At 58.9% G+C, this 19,908-nt stretch carries 21 protein-coding genes and 1 riboswitch; of the genes, 11 read left to right on the top strand and 10 right to left on the bottom strand.

Annotation, left to right across the window (positions count from 1 at the left end; genetic code table 11):
* Positions 1 to 4 precede the first annotated feature (4 nt).
* From ACR0AM_RS20090 to ACR0AM_RS20065, 6 genes are all read right to left on the bottom strand, one after another.
* Positions 5 to 655 (bottom strand): energy-coupling factor ABC transporter ATP-binding protein, encoded by a 651-nt coding sequence (locus ACR0AM_RS20090; protein ID WP_480623837.1) that lies wholly within the window; start codon positions 653 to 655, stop codon positions 5 to 7.
* Positions 652 to 1,431: a cobalt ECF transporter T component CbiQ gene (gene cbiQ, locus ACR0AM_RS20085; protein WP_480496187.1), complete on the bottom strand. Its 780-nt coding sequence runs from the start codon at positions 1,429 to 1,431 to the stop codon at positions 652 to 654. The genes ACR0AM_RS20090 and cbiQ overlap by 4 nt, the downstream gene beginning before the upstream one ends.
* Positions 1,431 to 1,994 (bottom strand): cobalt ABC transporter permease, encoded by a 564-nt coding sequence (locus ACR0AM_RS20080; protein ID WP_480496185.1) that lies wholly within the window; start codon positions 1,992 to 1,994, stop codon positions 1,431 to 1,433. Before ACR0AM_RS20080 ends, cbiQ begins: the two co-directional genes overlap by 1 nt.
* The gene (gene cbiM, locus ACR0AM_RS20075; RefSeq protein ID WP_480623836.1) at positions 1,991 to 2,602 is read right to left on the bottom strand and encodes a cobalt transporter CbiM; all 612 of its coding nucleotides are present in this window, start codon (positions 2,600 to 2,602) and stop codon (positions 1,991 to 1,993) included. The genes ACR0AM_RS20080 and cbiM overlap by 4 nt, the downstream gene beginning before the upstream one ends.
* A gap of 6 nt (positions 2,603 to 2,608) precedes the next feature.
* Positions 2,609 to 3,394, bottom strand: coding sequence for a DUF4198 domain-containing protein (locus ACR0AM_RS20070; RefSeq protein WP_480521280.1), 786 nt, complete (start codon positions 3,392 to 3,394; stop codon positions 2,609 to 2,611).
* Positions 3,395 to 3,526: 132 nt separating this feature from the next.
* Positions 3,527 to 3,725: riboswitch (cobalamin riboswitch) on the bottom strand.
* 120 nt (positions 3,726 to 3,845) lie between these two features.
* On the bottom strand, positions 3,846 to 5,051 hold the full coding sequence (locus ACR0AM_RS20065) for an ROK family transcriptional regulator (protein ID WP_480489240.1): 1,206 nt from the start codon (positions 5,049 to 5,051) through the stop codon (positions 3,846 to 3,848).
* Positions 5,052 to 5,225: 174 nt separating this feature from the next.
* On the opposite strand from ACR0AM_RS20065, the gene ACR0AM_RS20060 reads away from it, so the two are divergent.
* From ACR0AM_RS20060 to ACR0AM_RS20045, 4 genes are all read left to right on the top strand, one after another.
* The gene (locus ACR0AM_RS20060; protein ID WP_480623835.1) at positions 5,226 to 6,245 is read left to right on the top strand and encodes a substrate-binding domain-containing protein; all 1,020 of its coding nucleotides are present in this window, start codon (positions 5,226 to 5,228) and stop codon (positions 6,243 to 6,245) included.
* A 107-nt stretch (positions 6,246 to 6,352) separates the two neighbouring features.
* Positions 6,353 to 7,426: an ABC transporter permease gene (locus ACR0AM_RS20055; RefSeq protein ID WP_209508213.1), complete on the top strand. Its 1,074-nt coding sequence runs from the start codon at positions 6,353 to 6,355 to the stop codon at positions 7,424 to 7,426.
* The gene (locus tag ACR0AM_RS20050; RefSeq protein WP_480623834.1) at positions 7,426 to 8,202 is read left to right on the top strand and encodes an ATP-binding cassette domain-containing protein; all 777 of its coding nucleotides are present in this window, start codon (positions 7,426 to 7,428) and stop codon (positions 8,200 to 8,202) included. The genes ACR0AM_RS20055 and ACR0AM_RS20050 overlap by 1 nt, the downstream gene beginning before the upstream one ends.
* Complete coding sequence (locus ACR0AM_RS20045; RefSeq protein WP_480623833.1) at positions 8,199 to 8,834, top strand: nucleoside/nucleotide kinase family protein; 636 nt, start codon at positions 8,199 to 8,201, stop codon at positions 8,832 to 8,834. The genes ACR0AM_RS20050 and ACR0AM_RS20045 overlap by 4 nt, the downstream gene beginning before the upstream one ends.
* A 40-nt stretch (positions 8,835 to 8,874) precedes the next feature.
* Here ACR0AM_RS20045 and ACR0AM_RS20040 read toward each other — a convergent pair whose 3' ends face one another.
* Both ACR0AM_RS20040 and ACR0AM_RS20035 read right to left on the bottom strand, forming a co-directional pair.
* Entirely contained in the window at positions 8,875 to 9,585 is a 711-nt protein-coding gene (locus ACR0AM_RS20040) for an aspartate/glutamate racemase family protein (RefSeq protein ID WP_480623832.1), read from the bottom strand.
* The gene (locus ACR0AM_RS20035; RefSeq protein WP_480521270.1) at positions 9,582 to 10,286 is read right to left on the bottom strand and encodes a GntR family transcriptional regulator; all 705 of its coding nucleotides are present in this window, start codon (positions 10,284 to 10,286) and stop codon (positions 9,582 to 9,584) included. Before ACR0AM_RS20035 ends, ACR0AM_RS20040 begins: the two co-directional genes overlap by 4 nt.
* A gap of 111 nt (positions 10,287 to 10,397) precedes the next feature.
* Here ACR0AM_RS20035 and ACR0AM_RS20030 point away from each other — a divergent pair, with 111 nt between their 5' ends.
* Positions 10,398 to 12,092 carry a thiamine pyrophosphate-binding protein gene (locus ACR0AM_RS20030; protein ID WP_480623831.1) on the top strand — a complete coding sequence of 565 codons (1,695 nt, stop codon included), beginning with the start codon at positions 10,398 to 10,400 and terminating at the stop codon, positions 12,090 to 12,092.
* On the opposite strand, the gene ACR0AM_RS20025 is transcribed toward ACR0AM_RS20030, so the two are convergent.
* Positions 12,053 to 12,973, bottom strand: coding sequence for a LysR family transcriptional regulator (locus ACR0AM_RS20025; protein ID WP_480477481.1), 921 nt, complete (start codon positions 12,971 to 12,973; stop codon positions 12,053 to 12,055). The two genes, ACR0AM_RS20030 and ACR0AM_RS20025, sit on opposite strands and share 40 nt — an antisense overlap.
* 97 nt (positions 12,974 to 13,070) lie before the next feature.
* Here ACR0AM_RS20025 and ACR0AM_RS20020 point away from each other — a divergent pair, with 97 nt between their 5' ends.
* From ACR0AM_RS20020 to ACR0AM_RS19995, 6 genes are all read left to right on the top strand, one after another.
* Positions 13,071 to 14,204: an enolase C-terminal domain-like protein gene (locus tag ACR0AM_RS20020; protein WP_480623830.1), complete on the top strand. Its 1,134-nt coding sequence runs from the start codon at positions 13,071 to 13,073 to the stop codon at positions 14,202 to 14,204.
* A complete protein-coding gene (locus ACR0AM_RS20015; RefSeq protein WP_480623829.1) occupies positions 14,201 to 15,451 on the top strand; it encodes an NAD(P)/FAD-dependent oxidoreductase in 1,251 nt (416 codons plus the stop codon). The genes ACR0AM_RS20020 and ACR0AM_RS20015 overlap by 4 nt, the downstream gene beginning before the upstream one ends.
* Before the next feature lie 54 nt (positions 15,452 to 15,505).
* A complete protein-coding gene (locus ACR0AM_RS20010) occupies positions 15,506 to 16,483 on the top strand; it encodes a TRAP transporter substrate-binding protein (RefSeq protein ID WP_480496171.1) in 978 nt (325 codons plus the stop codon).
* A 70-nt stretch (positions 16,484 to 16,553) separates the two neighbouring features.
* On the top strand, positions 16,554 to 17,087 hold the full coding sequence (locus ACR0AM_RS20005) for a TRAP transporter small permease (protein ID WP_480477489.1): 534 nt from the start codon (positions 16,554 to 16,556) through the stop codon (positions 17,085 to 17,087).
* A 4-nt stretch (positions 17,088 to 17,091) separates the two neighbouring features.
* Positions 17,092 to 18,405: a TRAP transporter large permease gene (locus tag ACR0AM_RS20000; protein ID WP_480623828.1), complete on the top strand. Its 1,314-nt coding sequence runs from the start codon at positions 17,092 to 17,094 to the stop codon at positions 18,403 to 18,405.
* Between the two features lie 7 nt (positions 18,406 to 18,412).
* On the top strand, positions 18,413 to 19,345 hold the full coding sequence (locus tag ACR0AM_RS19995) for a hypothetical protein (RefSeq protein ID WP_480623827.1): 933 nt from the start codon (positions 18,413 to 18,415) through the stop codon (positions 19,343 to 19,345).
* Between the two features lie 32 nt (positions 19,346 to 19,377).
* On the opposite strand, the gene ACR0AM_RS19990 is transcribed toward ACR0AM_RS19995, so the two are convergent.
* The gene (locus tag ACR0AM_RS19990) at positions 19,378 to 19,740 is read right to left on the bottom strand and encodes a cupin domain-containing protein (RefSeq protein ID WP_480623826.1); all 363 of its coding nucleotides are present in this window, start codon (positions 19,738 to 19,740) and stop codon (positions 19,378 to 19,380) included.
* Positions 19,741 to 19,908: the final 168 nt, after the last annotated feature.

Genomic DNA, 19,908 nt, shown 5'->3' with positions numbered 1-19,908 from the left:
CCTGTCAGACAGCAACCAGTTTTCCGTCTCGCAAATCCAGCGCATCCGGTGCCAGTTCGGCTCGGAAGGCCGGGGAATGGCTGACAAGAAGGATCGCTTGCGGCAATGCCCGGAGGATTTCCAGCAGCCGGGCCTCGTTCCGTGGGTCCAGCGCGTTGGTGGGTTCATCAAGCAGCAGAACCTCGGGCTCCATCGCCAGAACGGTCGCCAGCGTAACCAGCCGTTTTTCACCCCCTGACAAATTGTGGGTGATGCGGTTCTTCAGATGCATCAGGTCCAGATCACCCAACACGCTTTCAACGATGGCAAGTGCTTCGTCGCGTGTTCTGCCCAGGTTGAGCGGGCCAAAGGCGATATCCTCGGCGACGGTCGGGCAGAACAACTGATCATCCGCATCCTGAAACACAAGGCCCACCCGGCGGCGCACGTCGTGAAAATCAGCCTCATGCACCCTTTGCTGACCAAAGATCCTGACCGTGCCGGACTGTGCGCGCTGCAAGCCAAGCGTAATGCGCAGCAAGGTCGATTTTCCTGCCCCGTTCGGGCCCGTCAGCGACAGGCGTTGACCAGCGGACAGGCTGAGGCTGGCACCGTCAAGAACGGGTGGCAGACCGGCGTAGGCAAAGCAGATTTCTTCAAGCGCAATCAGTGTCATGCCAAATCCAGTATGATCAGACCCGCGCAAAGGGCACCAAGACCTGCGGCAAAAACGATGTCCCTTCGGGTCAGGGCAAAGTCCTGAAGCAGCAGCATACGGCCTGAAAACCCCCTGCACTTCATCGCATCAAGAATGCGTTCGGATCTTTCGATCGCGCGCACCAGCATCATGCCCACGAGATAGCCAAAGCTGCGATAGGTGTGCCAGTTTGTTGCCGGGCGAAAGCCGCGCACTTTCATGGCCGCGCGCAGGCGCAGGTATTCTTCCCGCAGAACCTCGATATATCGGATGGTGAACATCAAAAGGTGAACCAGCTTTTCGGGGCAGCGCAGGCGGTGCAGGGCGTGGCCAAGCGTGACCGGCTCCATCGTGCCGACCAGCACCATAAGGGACAGGATGACCGCGTTGGCCGTCAAGGCGATCTCGACCGCTTTCCAGAAGCCCTGCCAGCTTGCGGGAAACCCCCAGAGCGTAAACATCGGGTCGCCGGGCATGGAGAATGGCAACAACACCAGCATGAACAGGATGAACCCGTCCATCATGGCCATGCGTTTCAATGTCTTCCGCCAGGGCAGACGCGACGCGGCAAGAAGCGAAAGGGACACCGCCAGAGCCGCGCACAGCGCTGTCAGCGAGGACACCGCCACTGTCACCACCGCGAAGACAACCGCCATAACGATCCGCATCCTAGGATCAAGCGGGTTGATCGCGCCGCGCCGCTGCGCGCCCGCTTTGACCAGCGTGCTTTCCTGTTGTCCCAGAACATGCGCCATCAGGCCGCCAGCTTGCGGCGTGCCGCAAAGTAGAAGCCCAGACCAAACAGACCGACAATATATCCGATCCCACCCAGAACAGTTTGCAGATCATTTTGTTCGCGGTAAGCCGCGATTTCCCGACGCAGCGGGCGCAGCTCATCCCGCACGGCCCTGGCAATGACCTGTTGTTGTTCAGTGCTGAGCACCGCCGCTGTCTGGGCAGGTGCGTTTGTTGGCGGGGTATCAGGTTCCGCTTCAACGCCCATGATCCGGGCGACATCCGCAGCGGGCATGGTGACCTCGGCCACATGTCCGGCACCAAGGTTTGCAAAGAATGTATGGGCCACCGGCGCGTTTGGCGTGTAGATAAAAAACCCGTCTGCATCTGTTACGATACGGCCCAGCTCGGCTCCGTCCGGGCCGTTGACGATGACCTCGGTATCGCTTGCCATGTCGCCGTTGGAAAAGCCGATTTCGCCTTCGATGGCGTCACCGGATTTAAACACTCCGGCTATGACCTTATGCGCCAAGGCAGGTAGGGGTGCACAGCACAGCGCCAGAATGATTGCCAGATACCTCATGCGACCGCTCGTTTGACAAACAGCTCGGGCTTGACCTTGCGCGCCAGCAAAACCGCGAACCCGGTCAGGATCGCCTCAATCGCCATGACAGGAATATGTGCAAAGAAAACAAGCTTGGCCGCAGGCAGGAAGGCATCTCCGGACAAGGCCAGTGAAAACGCAACCATGCCGGTTGTGGCGGCAATGGCAAAGGCACCGCCAACCCCGCCCCATATCGCACCTTGCAGAGGTGAGCCGTGGGCGATCAGGCGGCTAAAGATCAGTCCGTCCAGAACCGCGGGCAACGCGATGTTCAGGGTGTTGATCCCCAATACCGTCAACCCGCCAAAGCCAAAGAAGACGGCTTGCAGCAAAAGCCCGACGAACAGGGCCGGGAATGCGGCCCACCCCAGCAAAAGCCCGGCCATACCGTTGAGGATCAGGTGCACCGACGACGGACCAATAGGAACATGGATCAGCGATGCCACGAAAAAGCTGGCTGACAGCACCCCCGCAGTGGGGATGCGATCAAGATCCAGCGACCTGAGGCCCATGGCAATTCCACCCGCCGCAGCGACGGCACCGCCGATCACGACCGGGTTGGACAAGGCTCCGTCAACGATATGCATCTACGGTTACTCCAAATCCCAGGCGCGGATCCAGATGACCGCGTCCTGGCTGAGTTCTTTGCCATTGTGTTCGGTCACGGGACCGGCGCCGAGCGCTGCAAAACCCCAATATCCGGCTTTTGGAACGCCGAATGTGAAATACCCGTTATCATCCGAAGTTGCGACCAATGCACCACCCGGCAACGGCGAGACGGTCGGGGCCGAAGCAGCCGTGCTTTCCATGTCCGGTTCTGCGGCCATGTACTCGATCTCGATCTCGGCACCCGCAACCGGTTGGCCTTCTGCCATAACCCGACCCGTAAAGGTCGAACCCGCGATGATGTTGGTCGGTTTGTTGAGCGGGATGATCTCAACCGGCAAGCCCACCGGGTTCATCCAGTCGGTCGGCAATTCGTTGCGGTTCAGGAATGCCTTGGCGATCTGCTGGATATAGATATCCTCAGACCCCTCGTAATAGGGCTGGGGAACTGTCACCAGCACATAGTCGCCCGACCGTTTGACCGGAACATAACCCTTGAATGCCGCGCCTTCGTTTTCCCCACCGGTGAAACGCACGGGTTCCAGAGTGTCCAGCAGGTCGGTTTTCTGACCGTTGTGGATCACGTAGAATTCCTGCGGCTTGTCCAGATCCATGACATGCCCGTTCGAGAACGGATGCCAGAAGATCAGCTTGACCGGAACATTCCCCGGTGCGTCGATCATGGTGTCAGAGGTGTATTCCAGCAGGAAATGCGCATTTGCCATCGCTGGAAGCGCCATCGCCACAGCGGCTGCAGAAAGCAGCTTGGTCATCAATAGTCGTCCTTGTCCCTTCGTACCAACCCCGGTACGAGATGCGTTTTGACTGCGGGGACGTCCAAGCTAAGCTGCTTTTTCAAGCATCCTGCTCCGACGCACATCCCGTCGCCGATTAGGAGTGCCCTTGTCAAAGGCACATGTCCGGCAGGTATCCTGACTTGCGGGTCAAAGCGTTGGGCTGGCCTTCCCGGATTAACTCCAGTGGCACTTCAGCCCTGCTCGCCGCTTACAGTTGCGGGTGCAGTTGCGGAATTAGGCCAAAGCCCGCACCGCATTCCCTTTTGATTCCAGAGCACGCCCCGGAACCGAACATGCCGAGCGGCTTGCCAGACTTCTTCGGCGTCCGTCAACGATCAATTGCGCTGGCTGTCAAAAAGTTTAGCGGGCAATGCCCTTTTTCCGGCGGATCCGCTTTGGATAAAGGTCGGGGTTTTCAGGGATGAACCTACCCTTCGAGCAGGTATCTTTCCGACAATGGCAAACTGGCCGCCCCCAATGAGCGGGCATCCGGGCCTGCCGTCCCCGCCAACACCAAAGGCCGTTCCAGCCCGGTCAGGTTCAGGTCGGATAGTTCGACCTCAACCAGTTCCACCAGCCGCGCCTTAATGCCTGCGGGCATCCAGCCATCAATCTTGACACATTCGAAGTCGATCAGGCTGCAAGATGAGACTGTGGCATGGGCGATCCCGTGCGCCGCTTGTTTCAGCCAGTTCTCAAGGTGGGTTTTCGGTACGTCCCAATGCTGTGTCGTTTCCCAAATTGAACCGGCTGTTGCGGCATTCTCACCTGTCGCGCGCTCCAGTACATAAAGACTGGCGACATCTATCAACGGTTTCACTCCGCCTGCGTCGTCCGGCACAGGCAATGGACCAAGCGCACCGGCATTTCCCCGCCCCGAAAAGATGGAGCCGTTCAGAACCACCCCGCCCCCAATGAAGAAGCCCACATAAAAATACAGGAAATCTCGTGGGCCTTCCGCCGGGCCAAAGACCAGCTCGGCACCGCAGGCGGCCGTTGCGTCGTTCTGTAGGAATACCGGCAAGTCATAGCTTGAGGCCAGTGCGCCTTTCAGGTCCGCGTCACGCCACGGATCCATTTTCTCCTGCGGAACCTGCAATGTCTGCGCCCAGTCCCAAAGGTAGAACGGCATCGCAATCCCAAGACCCGCGATCCTGCCGCGCGCTTCGGGCGACAGCGACGTCATCACTTTGTCGAGGCTTTCCTTGGAAAAGCTCAGTGTCGCCTCGGGCGTCGGAAAATCATAAGTCCGCCGCTCACGGTGCCTGACATTGCCAAGGAAATCCGTCAGCACCAGCTCGGTACTGCGCCGCCCGACTTTGAGCCCAAAGAAATACGCGCCATCCGGATTCAGGCGCATGGGAACCGAGGGCTGCCCGACTTTTCCCCGGATCGGTTCGCCCCGCAGAAGCAGCCCATCGGTTTCCAACTGGCGCATGATGACCGAAACCGTCTGTGCCGACAGCCCGGTCATCCGCGCGATCTCAGATTTTGCAAGGGCCTGATGGCGCCGGACCAGTGACAGGACAAGCCGTTCATTTCGGGCCCGCATTCCGCTTTGATTGGTGCCGCGCATGTCTGGCTCGCGTACGCCAGCGGTATTGTCCAAAGAGTTGTTTGCAGACACGGCCATCCCCTTCGTGACGACAATGTTGAAACCCTTCCTTTCTGTCAATAATAAATAAGAGTGATTTATTTATTGACTCAAAATTCGAATCTTGTGATGGTTTTCACGTTCGATCGGGCCGGATTTCGCCCGATCAGACGTATGCCCTGACGGGCATTGGGAAAACTGGGAGGACTACCGATGAAACTTGCGAAACTTGCAGGCGCTACGGCGCTGGCGGTTACGGCCATGGCAAGCAGTGCAATGGCCGAAGGTGAAACCGTTTGCCTGATCACCAAGACGGATACCAACCCTTTCTTTGTCAAAATGAGAGAGGGCGCGACAGCCAAAGCCGAAGAGCTTGGCATGACGCTGAAGGCCTTTGCCGGCAAAGTCGACGGCGACCACGAAACTCAGGTTCAGGCCATCGAAACCTGCATACTGGATGGCGCAAAGGGTATCCTGCTGACCGCGTCAGATACGTCGTCTATCGTTCCGGCGGTGCAGCAGGCCCGCGATGCCGGGCTGCTGGTGATTGCGCTGGACACCCCGCTTGAGCCTATCGACTCGGCCGACGCGACCTTTGCCACCGACAATTTCCTTGCGGGGCTTCTGATCGGACAATGGGCAAAAGCCACTCTGGGAGATGCGGCAAACGACGCCAAAATCGCCACGTTGGACCTTGCGGTCAGCCAGCCCACTGTGGATGTGCTTCGCAATCAGGGGTTTTTGCAGGGGTTTGGTGTTGATCTGGCCGATCCGAACGTGATTGGCGATGAAGACGACCCGCGCCTTGTTGGCAGCGATGTCACCGCTGGCAACGAAGAAGGCGGCCGCCGCGCGATGGAGAACCTGCTGGCCAAAGACCCGACGATCAACGTGGTGCACACCATCAACGAACCGGCGGCAGCGGGTGCTTATGAGGCGCTTAAGGCTATCGGGCGCGAAAATGACGTGCTGATCGTTTCCGTCGATGGCGGCTGCCCCGGCGTGCAGAACGTGGCGGACGGGGTCATCGGCGCAACATCCCAGCAATACCCGCTGCTGATGGCATCGCTGGGCGTTGAGGCTGTCAAGAAATGGGCGGACGAAGGGACGAAACCCGAGAACACACCCGGTAAGGACTTTTTTGACACTGGCGTGGCGCTTGTGACGGATAAGGCCGCCGACGGCGTCGAGTCCATCTCTGTTCAGGAAGGCATGGACCTCTGCTGGGGTTAAGCTGAACGTGTGGAAGGCCGCCACGCGGCCTTCCACTTATCAAAACCACCCACACGCCCGAAACCTTGCTAAAGTCGTCATAAACCTGACGCTTTGGGGGAAGTTCCATGTCCGATTCTTCACGACAAGCTGACGATTTCGAAACCGCCGCAAAAGGCAGCCCGGAGCAAGTCGCCGAGTTTGACGATCACCAACGCGGATTTGTCGGGACGGTTCAGCATTTTCTGCATGTGAACCCGTCGCTGGTCCCGCTGATTGTCCTTGTCGCTGCCATCGTCATCTTTGGTGTCTTATTAGGCCCCAAGTTCTTTTCGCCCTTTGCGCTGACATTGATCCTTCAGCAGGTTCAGATCGTCGGGATTGTGGCCGCGGCACAAAGCCTTGTGATCCTGACCGCAGGCATCGACCTGAGTGTTGGGGCCATCATGGTGATGTCGTCGGTTGTGATGGGGCAGTTTACCTTCCGCTATGGAATGCCGCCGTCGGTTGCGATTGTGTGCGGCCTTGCTGTTGGCTCGGCAATCGGGGCCTTGAACGGGTTTCTGGTCAGTCGCATCAAGCTGCCACCTTTCATCGTCACCCTTGGCATGTGGCAGATCGTTCTTGCGGCGAATTTTCTTTATTCACAAAACGAAACGATCCGGTCGCAGGAAATCGAGGAACACGCCGCCATCCTGCAACTGTTTGGTGCCAAGTTTAACGTGGGCGGAGCGGTGTTTACCGTCGGGGTGGTCTTCATGCTGGCGCTGATCCTCGTCCTTGCATACGCGCTGCGGCACACGGCCTGGGGCAGGCATGTCTATGCCGTCGGGGATGACCCCGAAGCGGCAGAGCTGTCCGGTGTCAACGTACACCGCACGCTGATATCCGTGTACATGCTGTCCGGCCTGATCTGCGCCTTTGCGGGCTGGGCCCTGATTGGTCGGATCGGGTCGGTTTCGCCAACCTCGGGGCAGCTGGCCAACATTGAAAGCATCACGGCGGTCGTGATCGGGGGGATATCTCTGTTTGGCGGTCGCGGGTCTATTCTGGGGTCCCTGTTCGGTGCCCTGATCGTGGGCGTCTTTACGCTTGGGCTGCGGTTGTTGGGCGCGGATGCACAATGGACGTTCCTGCTGATCGGCATCCTTATCATCGCAGCGGTCGCGGTCGACCAGTGGATCAGAAAGGTGGCAGCCTGATGGAACCCATTCTCAAAGGACGGAACCTTGTGAAACGCTATGGCAAGGTGACTGCGCTGGATCACTGCGACTTCGATCTGATGCCGGGTGAGATTCTGGCGGTGATCGGCGACAATGGCGCGGGCAAGTCGACGCTGATCAAGGCAGTGTCCGGCGCAGTGACGCCAGACGAAGGCGATGTTTGGCTGGAAGGTCAAAAGGTGAATTTCCATTCCCCGATCGATGCGCGTGAAGCCGGTATTGAAACCGTCTACCAGACGCTTGCCATGTCCCCTGCCCTGTCGATTGCGGACAATATGTTCATGGGGCGGGAAATTCGGCGCAAAGGACCGCTCGGGTCGTGGCTTCGCATGCTTGACCGTCCGGCGATGGAAAAATTCGCCCGCGAAAAGCTGAGCGAACTGGGTCTGATGACGATCCAGAACATCAATCAGGCGGTCGAAACCCTGTCGGGTGGACAACGTCAGGGGGTCGCCGTGGCACGCGCGGCGGCGTTCGGGTCCAAGGTCATTATTCTGGACGAACCGACAGCAGCACTGGGCGTCAAAGAAAGCCGCAGGGTCCTTGAACTGATCCAGGATGTGAAATCGCGTGGCATCCCAATCATCCTGATCAGCCACAACATGCCCCATGTTTTTGAAGTCGCAGACCGAATTCACGTGCACCGGCTGGGAAAACGCCTGTGTGTGATTGACCCCAAAGACTATTCGATGTCCGACGCCGTGGCGTTTATGACCGGGGCTAAGGAAGCACCGCCCGAGGATCAGGCCGCATGACCGGTGGCGGCACCGCCCCTGACGTTCTGGCCGACAGCATCGTCGATGCCGTTGAGGCGCTGCCGCCGGCCCGACACCGGCAACTTGTCGCGATTGCCGGCCCGCCCGGATCCGGGAAAAGCACCGTTGCCAGCCTTGCCACAGCCAAGCTGAACCGGCGCGGCGTGTCAGCTGGGCTTGTGCCAATGGACGGTTTTCACTTTGACAACGCGATCCTGAAAGAACGTGGGCTTTTCCCCCGCAAGGGCGCGCCTGAAACCTTTGATCTTGCCGGGTTTCATGCCTTGCTTGTGCGTTTGCGCACCGAAGATGAAGTTGCAATTCCGGGCTTCGACCGAAAGCTTGATCTGGCAATCGCTGCCCGATCAATGATCTCGCCTGATCAGCGGGTCGTTCTGGTTGAAGGCAATTACCTTTTGCTGGATGAACCGGGCTGGGTGGGCCTTCATCCCTTATGGGCGCTCAAGGTGTTTCTGGGCGTCGATCTTGCTACACTGGAAACCCGGCTCACCGACCGTTGGGTTGGGTTTGGGCTGGGCAAACAGTCCGCAAGAGAGCGGGCGCTTTCAAACGACATTCCGAATGCCGAGCGGGTGATCCGGAACTCGGCACAAGGTGACCTGAACCTGTGACATCTTAGGGCGGGTCAGTCAGAGCGCCCGTGTCACCTGTCTAGTAGGTGGGCGGCACAAGACCGGCCTGAAACCATGTCACGAAAGACACGATAGAAAACACGGGCAGCCCTGTGGCGCGCTGAATATCGGGCGCGTAGGGGCACATATTCGTGCATTCCAGCACGATCGCGCCAATATCGGGGTGTTCCGATGTCAGGGCCATTGCGGCTTCGACATTGTCTTTGCGGGCCAATTCCACATCAAGGCCAAGCTCATTTCCAAGGATCGCGCGGGTGAACTCCGCCCCACCTTCGGTTGTGCCGATAGGCGTGTCCAATGGAACATTGGCGGCCAGCAAGTGATCTTTGGTCAGAGTAGAGGCTGATATGGTCAGAACCCCGGCGCGTTTTCCCGCCGGCAGGATGCGGTTGACCATTTCAACCTGCATCAGGGACGATGTGGCCACCGGAACAGGCACAGCCTGGGCCAGTTCTTTTTGGAACAGGGACAGAAACCCGCAATTGGTGGTAATCCCGTCCACACCATCTTTGACAAGCTCCTGCGCCGCGTTGATGAACACGTCGAGCATGCCTTCGGCTTTGCGCCGGACCACCCGATCCGGCGAGGCATCGCGAACAATGCGGTAGTGAACCGGAAAGGGCCAGGTCTGCGCGTTGCCCATATCGCCGGGAATGCGGGGAAAGCGGGCATCCAGCATCAGAATGCCGACAGACGCGCCGTAGATGGATTTTCCGCCCTGCGCGATCATCCCTCAACCTCCTCAATAATGCGGGCCGAGATATCGTCGGACCCTTCCATGTAGATGTTCGAAATCCCGTGACGCACGGCATCCTGCACCTGATCCATACGCTTGGAGATATGTGCACCCAGAACCCGAGCGGCCTCATCCGCGTTCCGGTCCATCAAAGCCTGCATGACGCGTTTGTGTTCGTCCTTTGAGCGTTGCACCCTGTCGAGGCTCATGGATATCCAGCGGATATAGCGAATACGGTCGTTGATCCGCGTCAGGGTTTGCAACAGTTCCATGTTTCCAGACAGCTTCGCGATACCCAGATGAAACGCCTCATCCCGGTTGACGGCTTCTTCAACAGTCAGACCGGTGATGTCGATGCCCGTTGCGTAAAGCTCATCCCGCAGCAACTGCAGGTCTTCGTCCGATGCCTTGGCACAGGCCGCGCGCGCCGCCGCTGTTTCGATGATCTGGCGCAGTTCGAACAGGTCGAACACGCTTTGCGCATCCAGCGGGCGGCAGAAAAAGCCTTGTCCGGGGCGGAAGTCGAAAAGCCGTTCGGCGACCAGACGGTTCAACGCCTCGCGCAGCGGGGTGCGGCTGACGCCCAGATCCCTGGACAACGCCACTTCGTTCAGGCGGTCGCCGGGGCGCAGGCGAAACGAAACCGCCATCGCCTTGACCTGATCATAGATATCATCGACGCGCGGACCAGCCATTACCCCTGCCCTTCTTCGTTTGAATCACAGGTGCCACACGTTGAGCTTGAAATCAATATACAAAACTGTATACAGGTCTGCGTACAGATTTGACACAGGGGACTCGCAACCATGACAGGGACAAACTTTCTGACCGGAGCCGAAGCCATGGTGCGTATGCTCGAAGCGCATGGTGTGACGCATATGTTTGGCCTGTGCGGCGATACCACTTTACCCTTTTATGATGCCCTTGCCCGGATGGATCACGGCATTCAGCACATCCTGACACGGGACGAGAGGCACGCGGCCTATATGGCGGATGGCTATGCCCGCGTCACCGGCAAGCCCGGCGTGTGCGAGGGCCCGTCCGGCGGTGGTGCGACCTATATCTTGCCCGGAGTGGTCGAGGCCAACGAAAGCTCGGTTCCGATTCTGGCGATCACGTCGGATGTGGCAACAACCAGCCGCGGCAAATACCCTTTGACCGAACTGGATCAGCCTGCGCTGTTCCGGCCTCTGGCCAAATGGAACACATCCCTCGACGACGCCGCGCGGCTTCCGGCCATGGTTCGGGCCGCATTCAGGGCGATGACGACCGGCACGCCCGGTGCGACGCATCTGGCGCTGCCGTTTGACACGCAGAAGGCGCAGGTCGATGAGGCTGAAATCTGGGCGGATGACAGGCACCGCAGCTATCCCGCTGAACGGGCCGCACCTGACCCGGACACCATCGAAGCAGCGGCTGCCATTCTTGCAGGGGCCAAATCCGCGGTTGCGGTCTGTGGTGGCGGGCCGGTTTTGTCCCGGGCGACCGATGCGCTGCGCCGGGTTGCAGGCCTGCTGGACATGCCCGTGGCCACAACCGTGTCGGGTCAGGGGTCCATTGCCGAGACCGACCCGCTGGCCCTGGGCGTTGTCGGGTCGAACGGGGGCATCCCGGCAACCCGCGCCGTCGTGGATCAGGCCGATGTCGTTTTGTTCATTGGCTGCCGCGCCGGTTCGGTCACAACGGAACGGTGGCGAAGCCCCTGGCGCAGCACCACGATCATCCATATCGACAGCGATCCGATGGTGATCGGCGCCAATTACCAGACCGAAGTGGCGATCTGCGCCGATGCCCGACTGGCGCTGGAGGCTTTGGCGCAAGCACTGGAAGACCGGCAGGGCCTGACAAGCCAAGGCGGAACAACCAAGGCCCGCGCCGCATGGGAGGCCAAGATGGCCGCGTTCGCCCCCCTGGCCGCAAGTCGCGAGACACCGATCCGGCCCGAGGCCGTCATGGCGTCCCTGATGGACATTCTGGATGACGACGCGATTGTCGTCGCCGACCCCGGCACCCCCTGCCCCTATTTCAGCGCATATTACCGCTGGCGGAAACCGGGGCGCCATTTCATCACCAACCGGGCACATGGGGCGCTGGGGTATTCGCTGGGCGCGGCCATGGGGGCACATGTCGGGCGGCCATCGGTTAAAACCCTGTCGGTCATGGGCGATGGCTCGTTCGGGTTCACCTGCGGCGAGTTTGAAACGATGGTCCGGCACAATATGCCAATCACTTCGATCGTCTTCTCGAACTCAGTCTTCGGATGGATCAAGGCTGGCCAGAAAGCGGGATTTGGTCAGCGCTATTACAATGTTGATTTCAACCGGACAGACCACGCCGCTGTTGCGGCCGCCTTTGGCGTCAAATCCTGGACCGTCAAAGACCCCGAGGATCTGCCGCGCGTGCTGAAACAGGCGATTGAGCATGACGGCCCAACACTTGTCGACATTCACTCACAGCCGCTTCACGAAGCGGCCGCGCCGGTCTCGGAATGGGTCGCGTAAGCGGCAATTGACGGGGTCAACTGGGCCAGAAATTCCTGGGCAATCGTGGACAAAGGGCGGCCCTTGGCCGTGATGATCGCGAGATCCAGCATGACTGGCGGCGCAAATGGACGGGTCTGATACCCGCTCTCGTCGTCAAAGGTCACAGTAAAGGGGTCGATCATCGCGACCCCCATACCCTGTTTTACAAAGCTCAGCAGGTTTTCGGACAGATGGGTGTGTATCTGGGTACGCCATGTGTGGCCGGATGCCTGAAAGATGTCGCGAGTCCGGCGATGGGTCTGGTGTTCCGGCCCCATCACGATGAAGGGTTCGTTTTCCAAAATCTCTGGCGTCAGTACGTCGTGCTCGGCCAAGGGACTGCCCTCAGGAAAAGTCGCGAGCGTTTCAAACTGAAACTCCTGATAGTTCAGTGTGTCATGCAGAATGGGCATCTCGACGATACCGATTTCAAACAGGCCCGAGATGACCCATTCCTGAATCTTGGACGAATATTGCGACTGAAAGCTGACAGACAGGTTCGGACGCGTTTTGGCAAAACACGCGATCTCGCGGGGCATGAAGCCAAAGGACAACAGGTGAGGCGCGGCAACCTGCAATTGACCGGGATGTTTGTTCTGCAAATCGGTTACGGCCTGCGCCACGTGGTCCAGCCCGCGCACGACCGTGTCGACCTCGCGAAATAGCATCTCGGCCTCAGGGGTTGGCAGCAATCGGCCTTTGGTCCGTTCGAACAGAGGCAGACGAGCCTCGCGCTCGAGCTGTGCCAGAAGGTTGCTGATGCCGGGTTGCGATATCCCAAGAACCGAGGCCGCGCCGGTCACGGTTCCGGTTTCCATGATGGCATGAAAGGCCTGAAGCTGGCGAAAGCGTAGGGACAACGATTGCTACATCACTTTTTCTGATGAACTTACGAAAATATAGTATTTGAAATGATAGCCCGGTCAAGGCAGGCTTTCCCCATCGACAGGGGGCGAAATGAGCAATCTGGCACAGAAAATCATCGGCTATGACCTGTGGCACCTTGAACTGCCGGTCACATCCCGCCGGGATCACGGCATCGGATCGGTTGAAGGCGTTTGCGAAGTCGTCATCCTGCGCCTGACATCCGAGGATGGCACGCAGGGGTATGGCGAGGCGTCGCCCTGGTCTGTTTTCACCGGAACACCCGAAGCGAGTTTTGCGGCACTGGACCGTTATCTGCGCCCTCACGTTCTTGGGGCATGCGTTGGGGATCGGGCCGCCATCATGGCGCGTGCGGCTTATGCCGTGGCACATTGCACCGAAGCCAAGGCGGCGCTGGAAACCGCACTGCTGGATCTGGCAGGCCGGATCAGCGGTGTTCCAGTCTGGTCTTTGCTGGGTGGTCGCTTCCGCGACAGCATTCCGCTGAGTTGTTCCATCGCAAATCCCGACTTTGCCCAGGACGTCGATCTGTTGGCGCGCCTGCGTGAGGACGGTGTTCGGATTGTCAAACTCAAGACCGGGTTCAAGGATCACGCCTTTGACATCATGCGGCTGGAGTATCTTGCCCAGAACTACCCGGAGTTCTCGGTCCGCGTGGACTATAATCAAGGGCTCAGCATTGATGATGCGCCATCGCAGGTGCGGGACGTCGCTCAGTTCAAACCGGACTTCATTGAACAACCTGTCCGCGCCCATCAGTATGGCATGATGGCAAAGCTGCGGCAGATGACGGATGTTCCCCTTCTGGCCGACGAAAGCGTCTTTGGCCCCGAAGATATGGAGCGCGCAGCTCGCGAAGGGATCTGCGACGGAGTTTCAGTGAAGATCATGAAGTCAGGCGGCCTGACACGCGGGCAGACAGTTGCACGCATTGCTGCGGCCCATGGCCTGACGGCCTATGGTGGTGACATGTTCGAGGCTGGACTGGCCCACTTGGCGGGCACGCACATGATTGCCACGACACCGGAAATCTCTCTGGGCTGCGAATTCTATCAGGCGTCCTATTACCTGAAAGAGGACATTCTGGAGCAGCCATTTCAGGTAAAGGACGGTCAGGTATGCGTGCCTCAGGGCGCCGGACTTGGCGGCAGACCTGACCTGACCAAACTGAATCATTATGCGGTTGCCAAGGCGGTGACAGTATGACGGACAAGAAAACCATAGCCATCATCGGGGCCGGAATTGTCGGCGTGTCGACTGCGGTCTGGTTGCAGCGGGATGGTCACGACGTGATCCTGATCGACAAGGCAGGCCCTGCCGAAGGTACCTCGCACGGCAATGGCGGGGTTTTGGCCTCGTGTTCGATCGTTCCGGTCACCGTTCCCGGATTGCTGGGCAAAGCGCCGAAGATGCTGCTCAGCCCCTCGCAACCCTTGTTCCTGAAATGGGGATATTTACCAAAACTTCTTCCGTGGCTTTGGAAATACCTCCGTCACGCCAACGCCGCCGACGTCGAGAGGATCGCCGCAGCACTGTCGTCCATCGTTGGCGACAGTCTGAATGACCACAAGGCGCTGGCGGCCGGAACGGGGGCGGAAAAGTGGCTGGTTCCGTCAGATTACCTTTTTCTTTACAGGGATCGCGCACATTTTGAGGAAGATGCCTTTGGCTGGGATATCCGGCGCCGGAACGGGTTTCAGTGGGACGAATTGGAAGGTCACGCCTTCCATGAATATGACCCGGTTTACAGTCAGGGCATCGGGTTTGCCGCCCGGCTTTCGGATCATGGCCACATCACCGACCCCGGCCGGTACGTGAAAGACCTTGCCGCGCATGTTGAGGTGAACGGAGGTCGTTTCATACGTGCAAACGTCGAAGACGTAGTTCGGAAAAACGGGCATGTCACAGGTGTTCGGGCCGGTGGCGAGACCATTGCTTGTGACGCGGCCGTTGTCACGGCCGGGATCTGGTCGGGCCCCTTGGCAAAGCGCTTGGGAGTTTCTGTTCCTCTTGAAAGCGAACGTGGTTATCATCTTGAATTGGTAAAGCCTTCCGCGATGCCGCGTAGCCCGGTTATGGTTGTCTCGGGCAAGTTCGTTGCGACACCGATGGATGGGCGCATACGCTTGGCGGGCATTGTCGAGTTCGGAGGGCTGGATGCGCCGCCCTCGCGCGCGCCGTTCGAGTTGATGCGCAAAAATGCCCGGGCGGCGTTCCCGGGCGTGACATGGAAGGAGGAAGTGGAATGGATGGGGCACAGGCCCGCTCCGGCTGACTCGATCCCGGTTATTGGCGAAGTGCCCGGTATCAAAGGGGCCTATATGGGCTTCGGGCATCACCATATCGGCCTGACAGGCGGGCCAAAAACCGGGCGCCTTCTGGCGCAGATGATTGCGGGCAGAACGCCAAATGTCGACATGAGCGTCTACGCGCCGTCACGATACGCGAAATAATGAACAAACCGGTGAAGAACGCCGGTGTTTCCAAATTCAACAGGGAGAAGAATGATGAAGAAATTGACGAACCTTCTGGCGGCAACTGCGCTGACCGCCGCCGCCGCGGCACCCGCCATGGCCGAAAAATGGGACATGCCGATGGCCTATGCGGCCTCAAACTTCCACTCGGCCACGGGCGCGGAATTTGCCAAATGCGTCACCACCGGCACCGGCGGCGAGATTGAAATCGTCACGCACCCGTCCGGCTCGCTGTTCAAGGGCGGCGACATCAAACGCGCAATCCAGACAGGGCAGGCCCCGATTGGTGAGCGGTTGTTGTCCGGGCATCAGAACGAAAACGCATTGTTCGGGTTTGATTCCATCCCGTTTCTTGCGACCTCATTCGACGACAGCGCAAAGCTTTGGGAAGCGGCCAAACCTTCGATCGAAAACCTGCTGGCCGAGCAAAACCTGACGCTGCTTTATGCGGTACCGTGGCCTCCGCAAGGTCTGTATTTCAAAAATGAGGTAAACTCGGTCGCCGAGATGAAGGGCATCAAGTTCCGCTCGTACAACAACGCCACTTCACGGCTGGCCGAGTTGACCGGGATGCTGCCGGTTACCATCGAAGCGGCTGAAATCAGTCAGGCTTTTGCAACGGGCGTGGCGGATTCGATGATATCGTCGGGTTCGACCGGGTATGACCGCAAGGTTTGGGAAAGCCTGAACTATTTCTACGAGGTCGACGCCTGGCTGCCGCGCAACTACGTGATGGTCAATTCCGACGTCTGGTCTGGTGTATCCGATGCCAACAAGAACGTCATCAAAGGCTGTGCTGAGCTGGCGGAATATGCCGGGAACTGGCGTGCCAAGGAATACACCGGCTTTACCTTGCAAGGCCTGCGGGATGGCGGCATGACCGTTGGCCCGGCATCGGATCAGATGGTGAAGGAATTGAAAGAAATCGGTGTGACCATGACCAATGAATGGCTGGAGGCCGCCGGGGACCAAGGCAAGGCCATCGTCGACGCGTTCCACGCGTCTCAGTGATCCTTACCGGACGGGCGGCGGCATATCCTGCCGCCCGTTTCAAATCCAATCAGAACACAGCGGGGACGGCATGGCAGTTTTGCGAGGGCTTCGGTCCGTATTGGATTTCATTTATCTGGCAGCAGGGGTTCTGGCGGCGATCAGCCTGATTGCCATATTGCTGCTGATCGTGGTGCAGATGCTGGCCCGCTGGACCGGCGAAGTGTTTCCCGGCGCACCGGACTATGCCGGTTATGCGATGGCTGCCGCCTCTTTTCTGGCGTTTGCCAACGCGCTGAACCGGGGCAGCCACATCCGTGTATCGATCCTGCTGAACGCAGTGCCGGACGGGGTTCGGCGCATTCTTGAAGTCTGGTGCTTTGGAATCGCTACCGCCGTCATGTGGTATTTCTGCTGGTATGCCTATCGCTTTGTCTACTGGAGCTGGAAGTTCAACGACGTCAGTCAGGGACAGGATAGAACCGCCCTTTGGATCCCTCAATCCGCGATGCTGATCGGTGCCGTGATCCTTGCCATCGCCCTGACGGATCACCTGATCCACGTCCTGTTCCGCGGTGAACATCGCATCGTCCGCGATCTGGCCGATCAGAGCCACGGAGAGTAAACGCATGGAAAACCTGGCTGTTATCATCCTCTTCCTCTTTGTGCTTTTTACCCTGTTGGGCACCGGTGTGTGGGTCGGACTGGCCCTGATGGGTGTCGCCTGGGTCGGGATGGAGCTGTTCACGACACGCCCCGTGGGCGATGTCATGATAACGACCATCTGGTCGGCATCGTCCTCGTGGACCCTGACCGCCCTGCCGATGTTCATCTGGATGGGCGAGATCCTGTACCGAACGCGATTGTCCGAGGACATGTTCAAGGGGTTGTCGCCCTGGATGGCCCCCCTGCCCGGTGGTCTGGTGCATACGAATATCGTTGGATGTACTGTCTTTGCCGCTGTCTCGGGGTCGTCGGCGGCAACCCTGACGACCGTCGGAAAAATGTCGATCCCCGAGTTGCGCAAGCGCAATTACCCCGAGCGGATGATCATAGGAACATTGACCGGTGCAGCAACATTGGGGCTGATGATCCCACCCTCTCTGACTCTGATCGTATACGGGGTGACGATCAATGAATCGATCACCAAGCTGTTCTTCGCCGGTATCCTCCCCGGCCTTGTTCTTGCGGCAATGTTCATGGGATATGTCGCGCTGTATTCCAAGCTGGGTAAGGACTGGAACCCGAACGACGAAATCAAGCTGAGCTTTTCTGAGAAAGTCAAAAACTCACGCTTTCTGCTGCCTGTGATCCTGCTGATCACCGTTGTCATCGGATCGATGTATCTGGGCTATGCTACCGCGACCGAAGCCGCCGCTTTCGGCGTGATTGGCGGGCTTTTGCTGGCCGCCGGTCAAGGGTCGCTGACCTGGAAGACGTTTACCGAAAGCCTGATGGGGGCCACGCGCACCAGTGCGATGATCGCCCTGATTCTTGCGGGGGCGGCCTTTCTGTCGCTGTCGATGGGGTTCACCGGCCTGCCGCGCGGACTGGCCGACCTGATCGCCGGATGGGACCTGACACGGTTCGAGCTGCTGATGGTCTTGCTGGTATTCTACATCATTCTGGGATGCTTTCTGGACGGGATATCCTCGGTCGTGTTGACGATGGCCGTGGTTGAACCGATGATCCGTGACGCCGGGATCGACCTGATCTGGTTCGGCATCTTCATCGTGGTTGTTGTCGAGATGGCACAGATCACGCCGCCGATCGGGTTCAACCTGTTCGTGATGCAGGGCATGACAAACCACGAGATGAGCTACATCGCGCGTGCAGCGATCCCGATGTTCCTGATCATGGTATTGATGGTTTTCATCCTCATCTGGTTCCCGGATCTGGCGACCTGGCTGCCGGAAAATCTGCGCCAAGGCCCGGGTGGGTAGAACAGCCTTGAACCCGTTACATCTGGCGGCGCGTCATGGCCCTCATGTACTGATCGCCGGGCTGGCGGCTGGCCTTCTGCTGCCGTCTCTGGCCGAGCCGATGCGAAACCTGCTGCCGCCACTGGTCGTGTTGTTGCTGTTCGTCACGGTCCTCAGGATGAGCCCTGAAACCATTCTCGGGTCGCTGAGCGATCTGCAAAAGGTCGCATTCACGGTCATCGGGTTTCAATTCGTTATGCCACTGATCGTGCTGGCCATCGGGTTCGCGGGCGGATGGACTGGAACGCCTGTCCTTTTGTCCCTGCTGATCATGGCGGCGGCCCCGTCCATTTCAGGCAGTCCCAATATGTGCCTGATGATGGGCCATCCGCCTGAACACGCGATGCGGCTGATGGTTGTGGGTACGGCGCTGTTGCCGCTGACCGCGTTGCCGGTATTTCTGCTCATGCCTGAACTGGGGGATATTCAATCTGTCGTGCGGGCCGGGTTGCACTTGCTGCTGACCATCGTAACTGCAACCGGTACCGCCATCGTCATACGGCGCACAGTTCTGCGCGCACCTTCACCCGCAACGCTGCTGAACCTCGAAGGGTTGGGAACGCTCACCCTGGCCGTCTTTGTCATCGGGCTGATGCCATCGGTCAGCGCCACGGCCCTGAACAATCCCGCCATTGCAACCTTCTGGATCGCGCTCGCCTGTCTGGCCAATTTCGGGGCACAAGCCGTTGCATTTCACCTGAGCCGAAACCGGCTCCCCGCAGACAAATCTACCGCGATATCGATCATCGCGGGAAACCGGAACATCGCCATTTTCTTTGTTGCCCTGCCACCTGATGTCACCGCCCCGATCATGGCATTCATCGGCGCGTATCAGATCCCGATGTACCTGACGCCCATGATCATGCGACGCCTTTACCGCAAGAACCACCTTCCCGCTTAACGGCTTCTGCGCTTCAGATCACCTAGTGGGTCTTAGGTGCAATCCCGGATCACAAAGTGCTTCGTCGTTTCCTCAATGACTTCCCAATAGCCGCGAAACCCGTTCGGGATCAGAAAACTCGCCCCGTCACGAAAATCTTGCCGGGTGCCATCTTCATGGACCAAAGCGCAATGGCCTTTGACAATATAGCAATATTCGTCCTTGTCCGTGAACGCATGCCATTTTCCGGGCGTCGAGGTCCATGTGCCCGCAGACAACTTGCCGTCCGGACTGGTAAAATGCACCCCGATCTGGTGATGCGGATCGCCTTCGACAACGCGGTCCGGAAGATCGGCCAGGCGCCGTTCGCTGCGTGTTGCGGGCGCACCGAAGAGATTGAGGACCTGGGGTGTCATGACATCATACCTTCCTGCTGAGCGTGTGTTTCAAAGCAGCACGACCCTCCCGTCTGCGCGTTGAGGGCCCCTTTGGTGATGCGGGGGTCGTTGCCTTCGCTGAGGGCGATTATGGGACGGGTGGCCGGAGCGTTTTGCCGCAACAGCTCGACGGGTGTCAGGGTCATG

Source organism: Ruegeria sp. AD9 (assembly GCF_056542305.1).
The sequence above is the reverse complement of the archived record's forward strand: the minus strand, read 5'-3'. Positions and strand labels throughout refer to the sequence as shown.

Excerpts from the sequence above, each read along its gene's own strand:
- ACR0AM_RS20065 (WP_480489240.1), bottom strand. The coding sequence starts at position 5,051 with ATGGCCGTGTCTGCAAACAACTCTTTGGACAATACCGCTGGCGTACGC.
- cbiM (WP_480623836.1), bottom strand. The coding sequence starts at position 2,602 with ATGCATATCGTTGACGGAGCCTTGTCCAACCCGGTCGTGATCGGCGGT.
- ACR0AM_RS20045 (WP_480623833.1), top strand. The coding sequence starts at position 8,199 with ATGACCGGTGGCGGCACCGCCCCTGACGTTCTGGCCGACAGCATCGTC.
- ACR0AM_RS20060 (WP_480623835.1), top strand. The coding sequence starts at position 5,226 with ATGAAACTTGCGAAACTTGCAGGCGCTACGGCGCTGGCGGTTACGGCC.
- ACR0AM_RS20055 (WP_209508213.1), top strand. The coding sequence starts at position 6,353 with ATGTCCGATTCTTCACGACAAGCTGACGATTTCGAAACCGCCGCAAAA.
- ACR0AM_RS20050 (WP_480623834.1), top strand. The coding sequence starts at position 7,426 with ATGGAACCCATTCTCAAAGGACGGAACCTTGTGAAACGCTATGGCAAG.
- ACR0AM_RS19990 (WP_480623826.1), bottom strand. The coding sequence starts at position 19,740 with ATGACACCCCAGGTCCTCAATCTCTTCGGTGCGCCCGCAACACGCAGC.
- ACR0AM_RS20010 (WP_480496171.1), top strand. The coding sequence starts at position 15,506 with ATGAAGAAATTGACGAACCTTCTGGCGGCAACTGCGCTGACCGCCGCC.
- ACR0AM_RS20030 (WP_480623831.1), top strand. The coding sequence starts at position 10,398 with ATGACAGGGACAAACTTTCTGACCGGAGCCGAAGCCATGGTGCGTATG.
- ACR0AM_RS20000 (WP_480623828.1), top strand. The coding sequence starts at position 17,092 with ATGGAAAACCTGGCTGTTATCATCCTCTTCCTCTTTGTGCTTTTTACC.
- ACR0AM_RS20005 (WP_480477489.1), top strand. The coding sequence starts at position 16,554 with ATGGCAGTTTTGCGAGGGCTTCGGTCCGTATTGGATTTCATTTATCTG.
- ACR0AM_RS20070 (WP_480521280.1), bottom strand. The coding sequence starts at position 3,394 with ATGACCAAGCTGCTTTCTGCAGCCGCTGTGGCGATGGCGCTTCCAGCG.
- ACR0AM_RS20080 (WP_480496185.1), bottom strand. The coding sequence starts at position 1,994 with ATGAGGTATCTGGCAATCATTCTGGCGCTGTGCTGTGCACCCCTACCT.
- ACR0AM_RS20040 (WP_480623832.1), bottom strand. The coding sequence starts at position 9,585 with ATGATCGCGCAGGGCGGAAAATCCATCTACGGCGCGTCTGTCGGCATT.
- ACR0AM_RS20015 (WP_480623829.1), top strand. The coding sequence starts at position 14,201 with ATGACGGACAAGAAAACCATAGCCATCATCGGGGCCGGAATTGTCGGC.
- cbiQ (WP_480496187.1), bottom strand. The coding sequence starts at position 1,431 with ATGGCGCATGTTCTGGGACAACAGGAAAGCACGCTGGTCAAAGCGGGC.
- ACR0AM_RS20020 (WP_480623830.1), top strand. The coding sequence starts at position 13,071 with ATGAGCAATCTGGCACAGAAAATCATCGGCTATGACCTGTGGCACCTT.
- ACR0AM_RS20035 (WP_480521270.1), bottom strand. The coding sequence starts at position 10,286 with ATGGCTGGTCCGCGCGTCGATGATATCTATGATCAGGTCAAGGCGATG.
- ACR0AM_RS20090 (WP_480623837.1), bottom strand. The coding sequence starts at position 655 with ATGACACTGATTGCGCTTGAAGAAATCTGCTTTGCCTACGCCGGTCTG.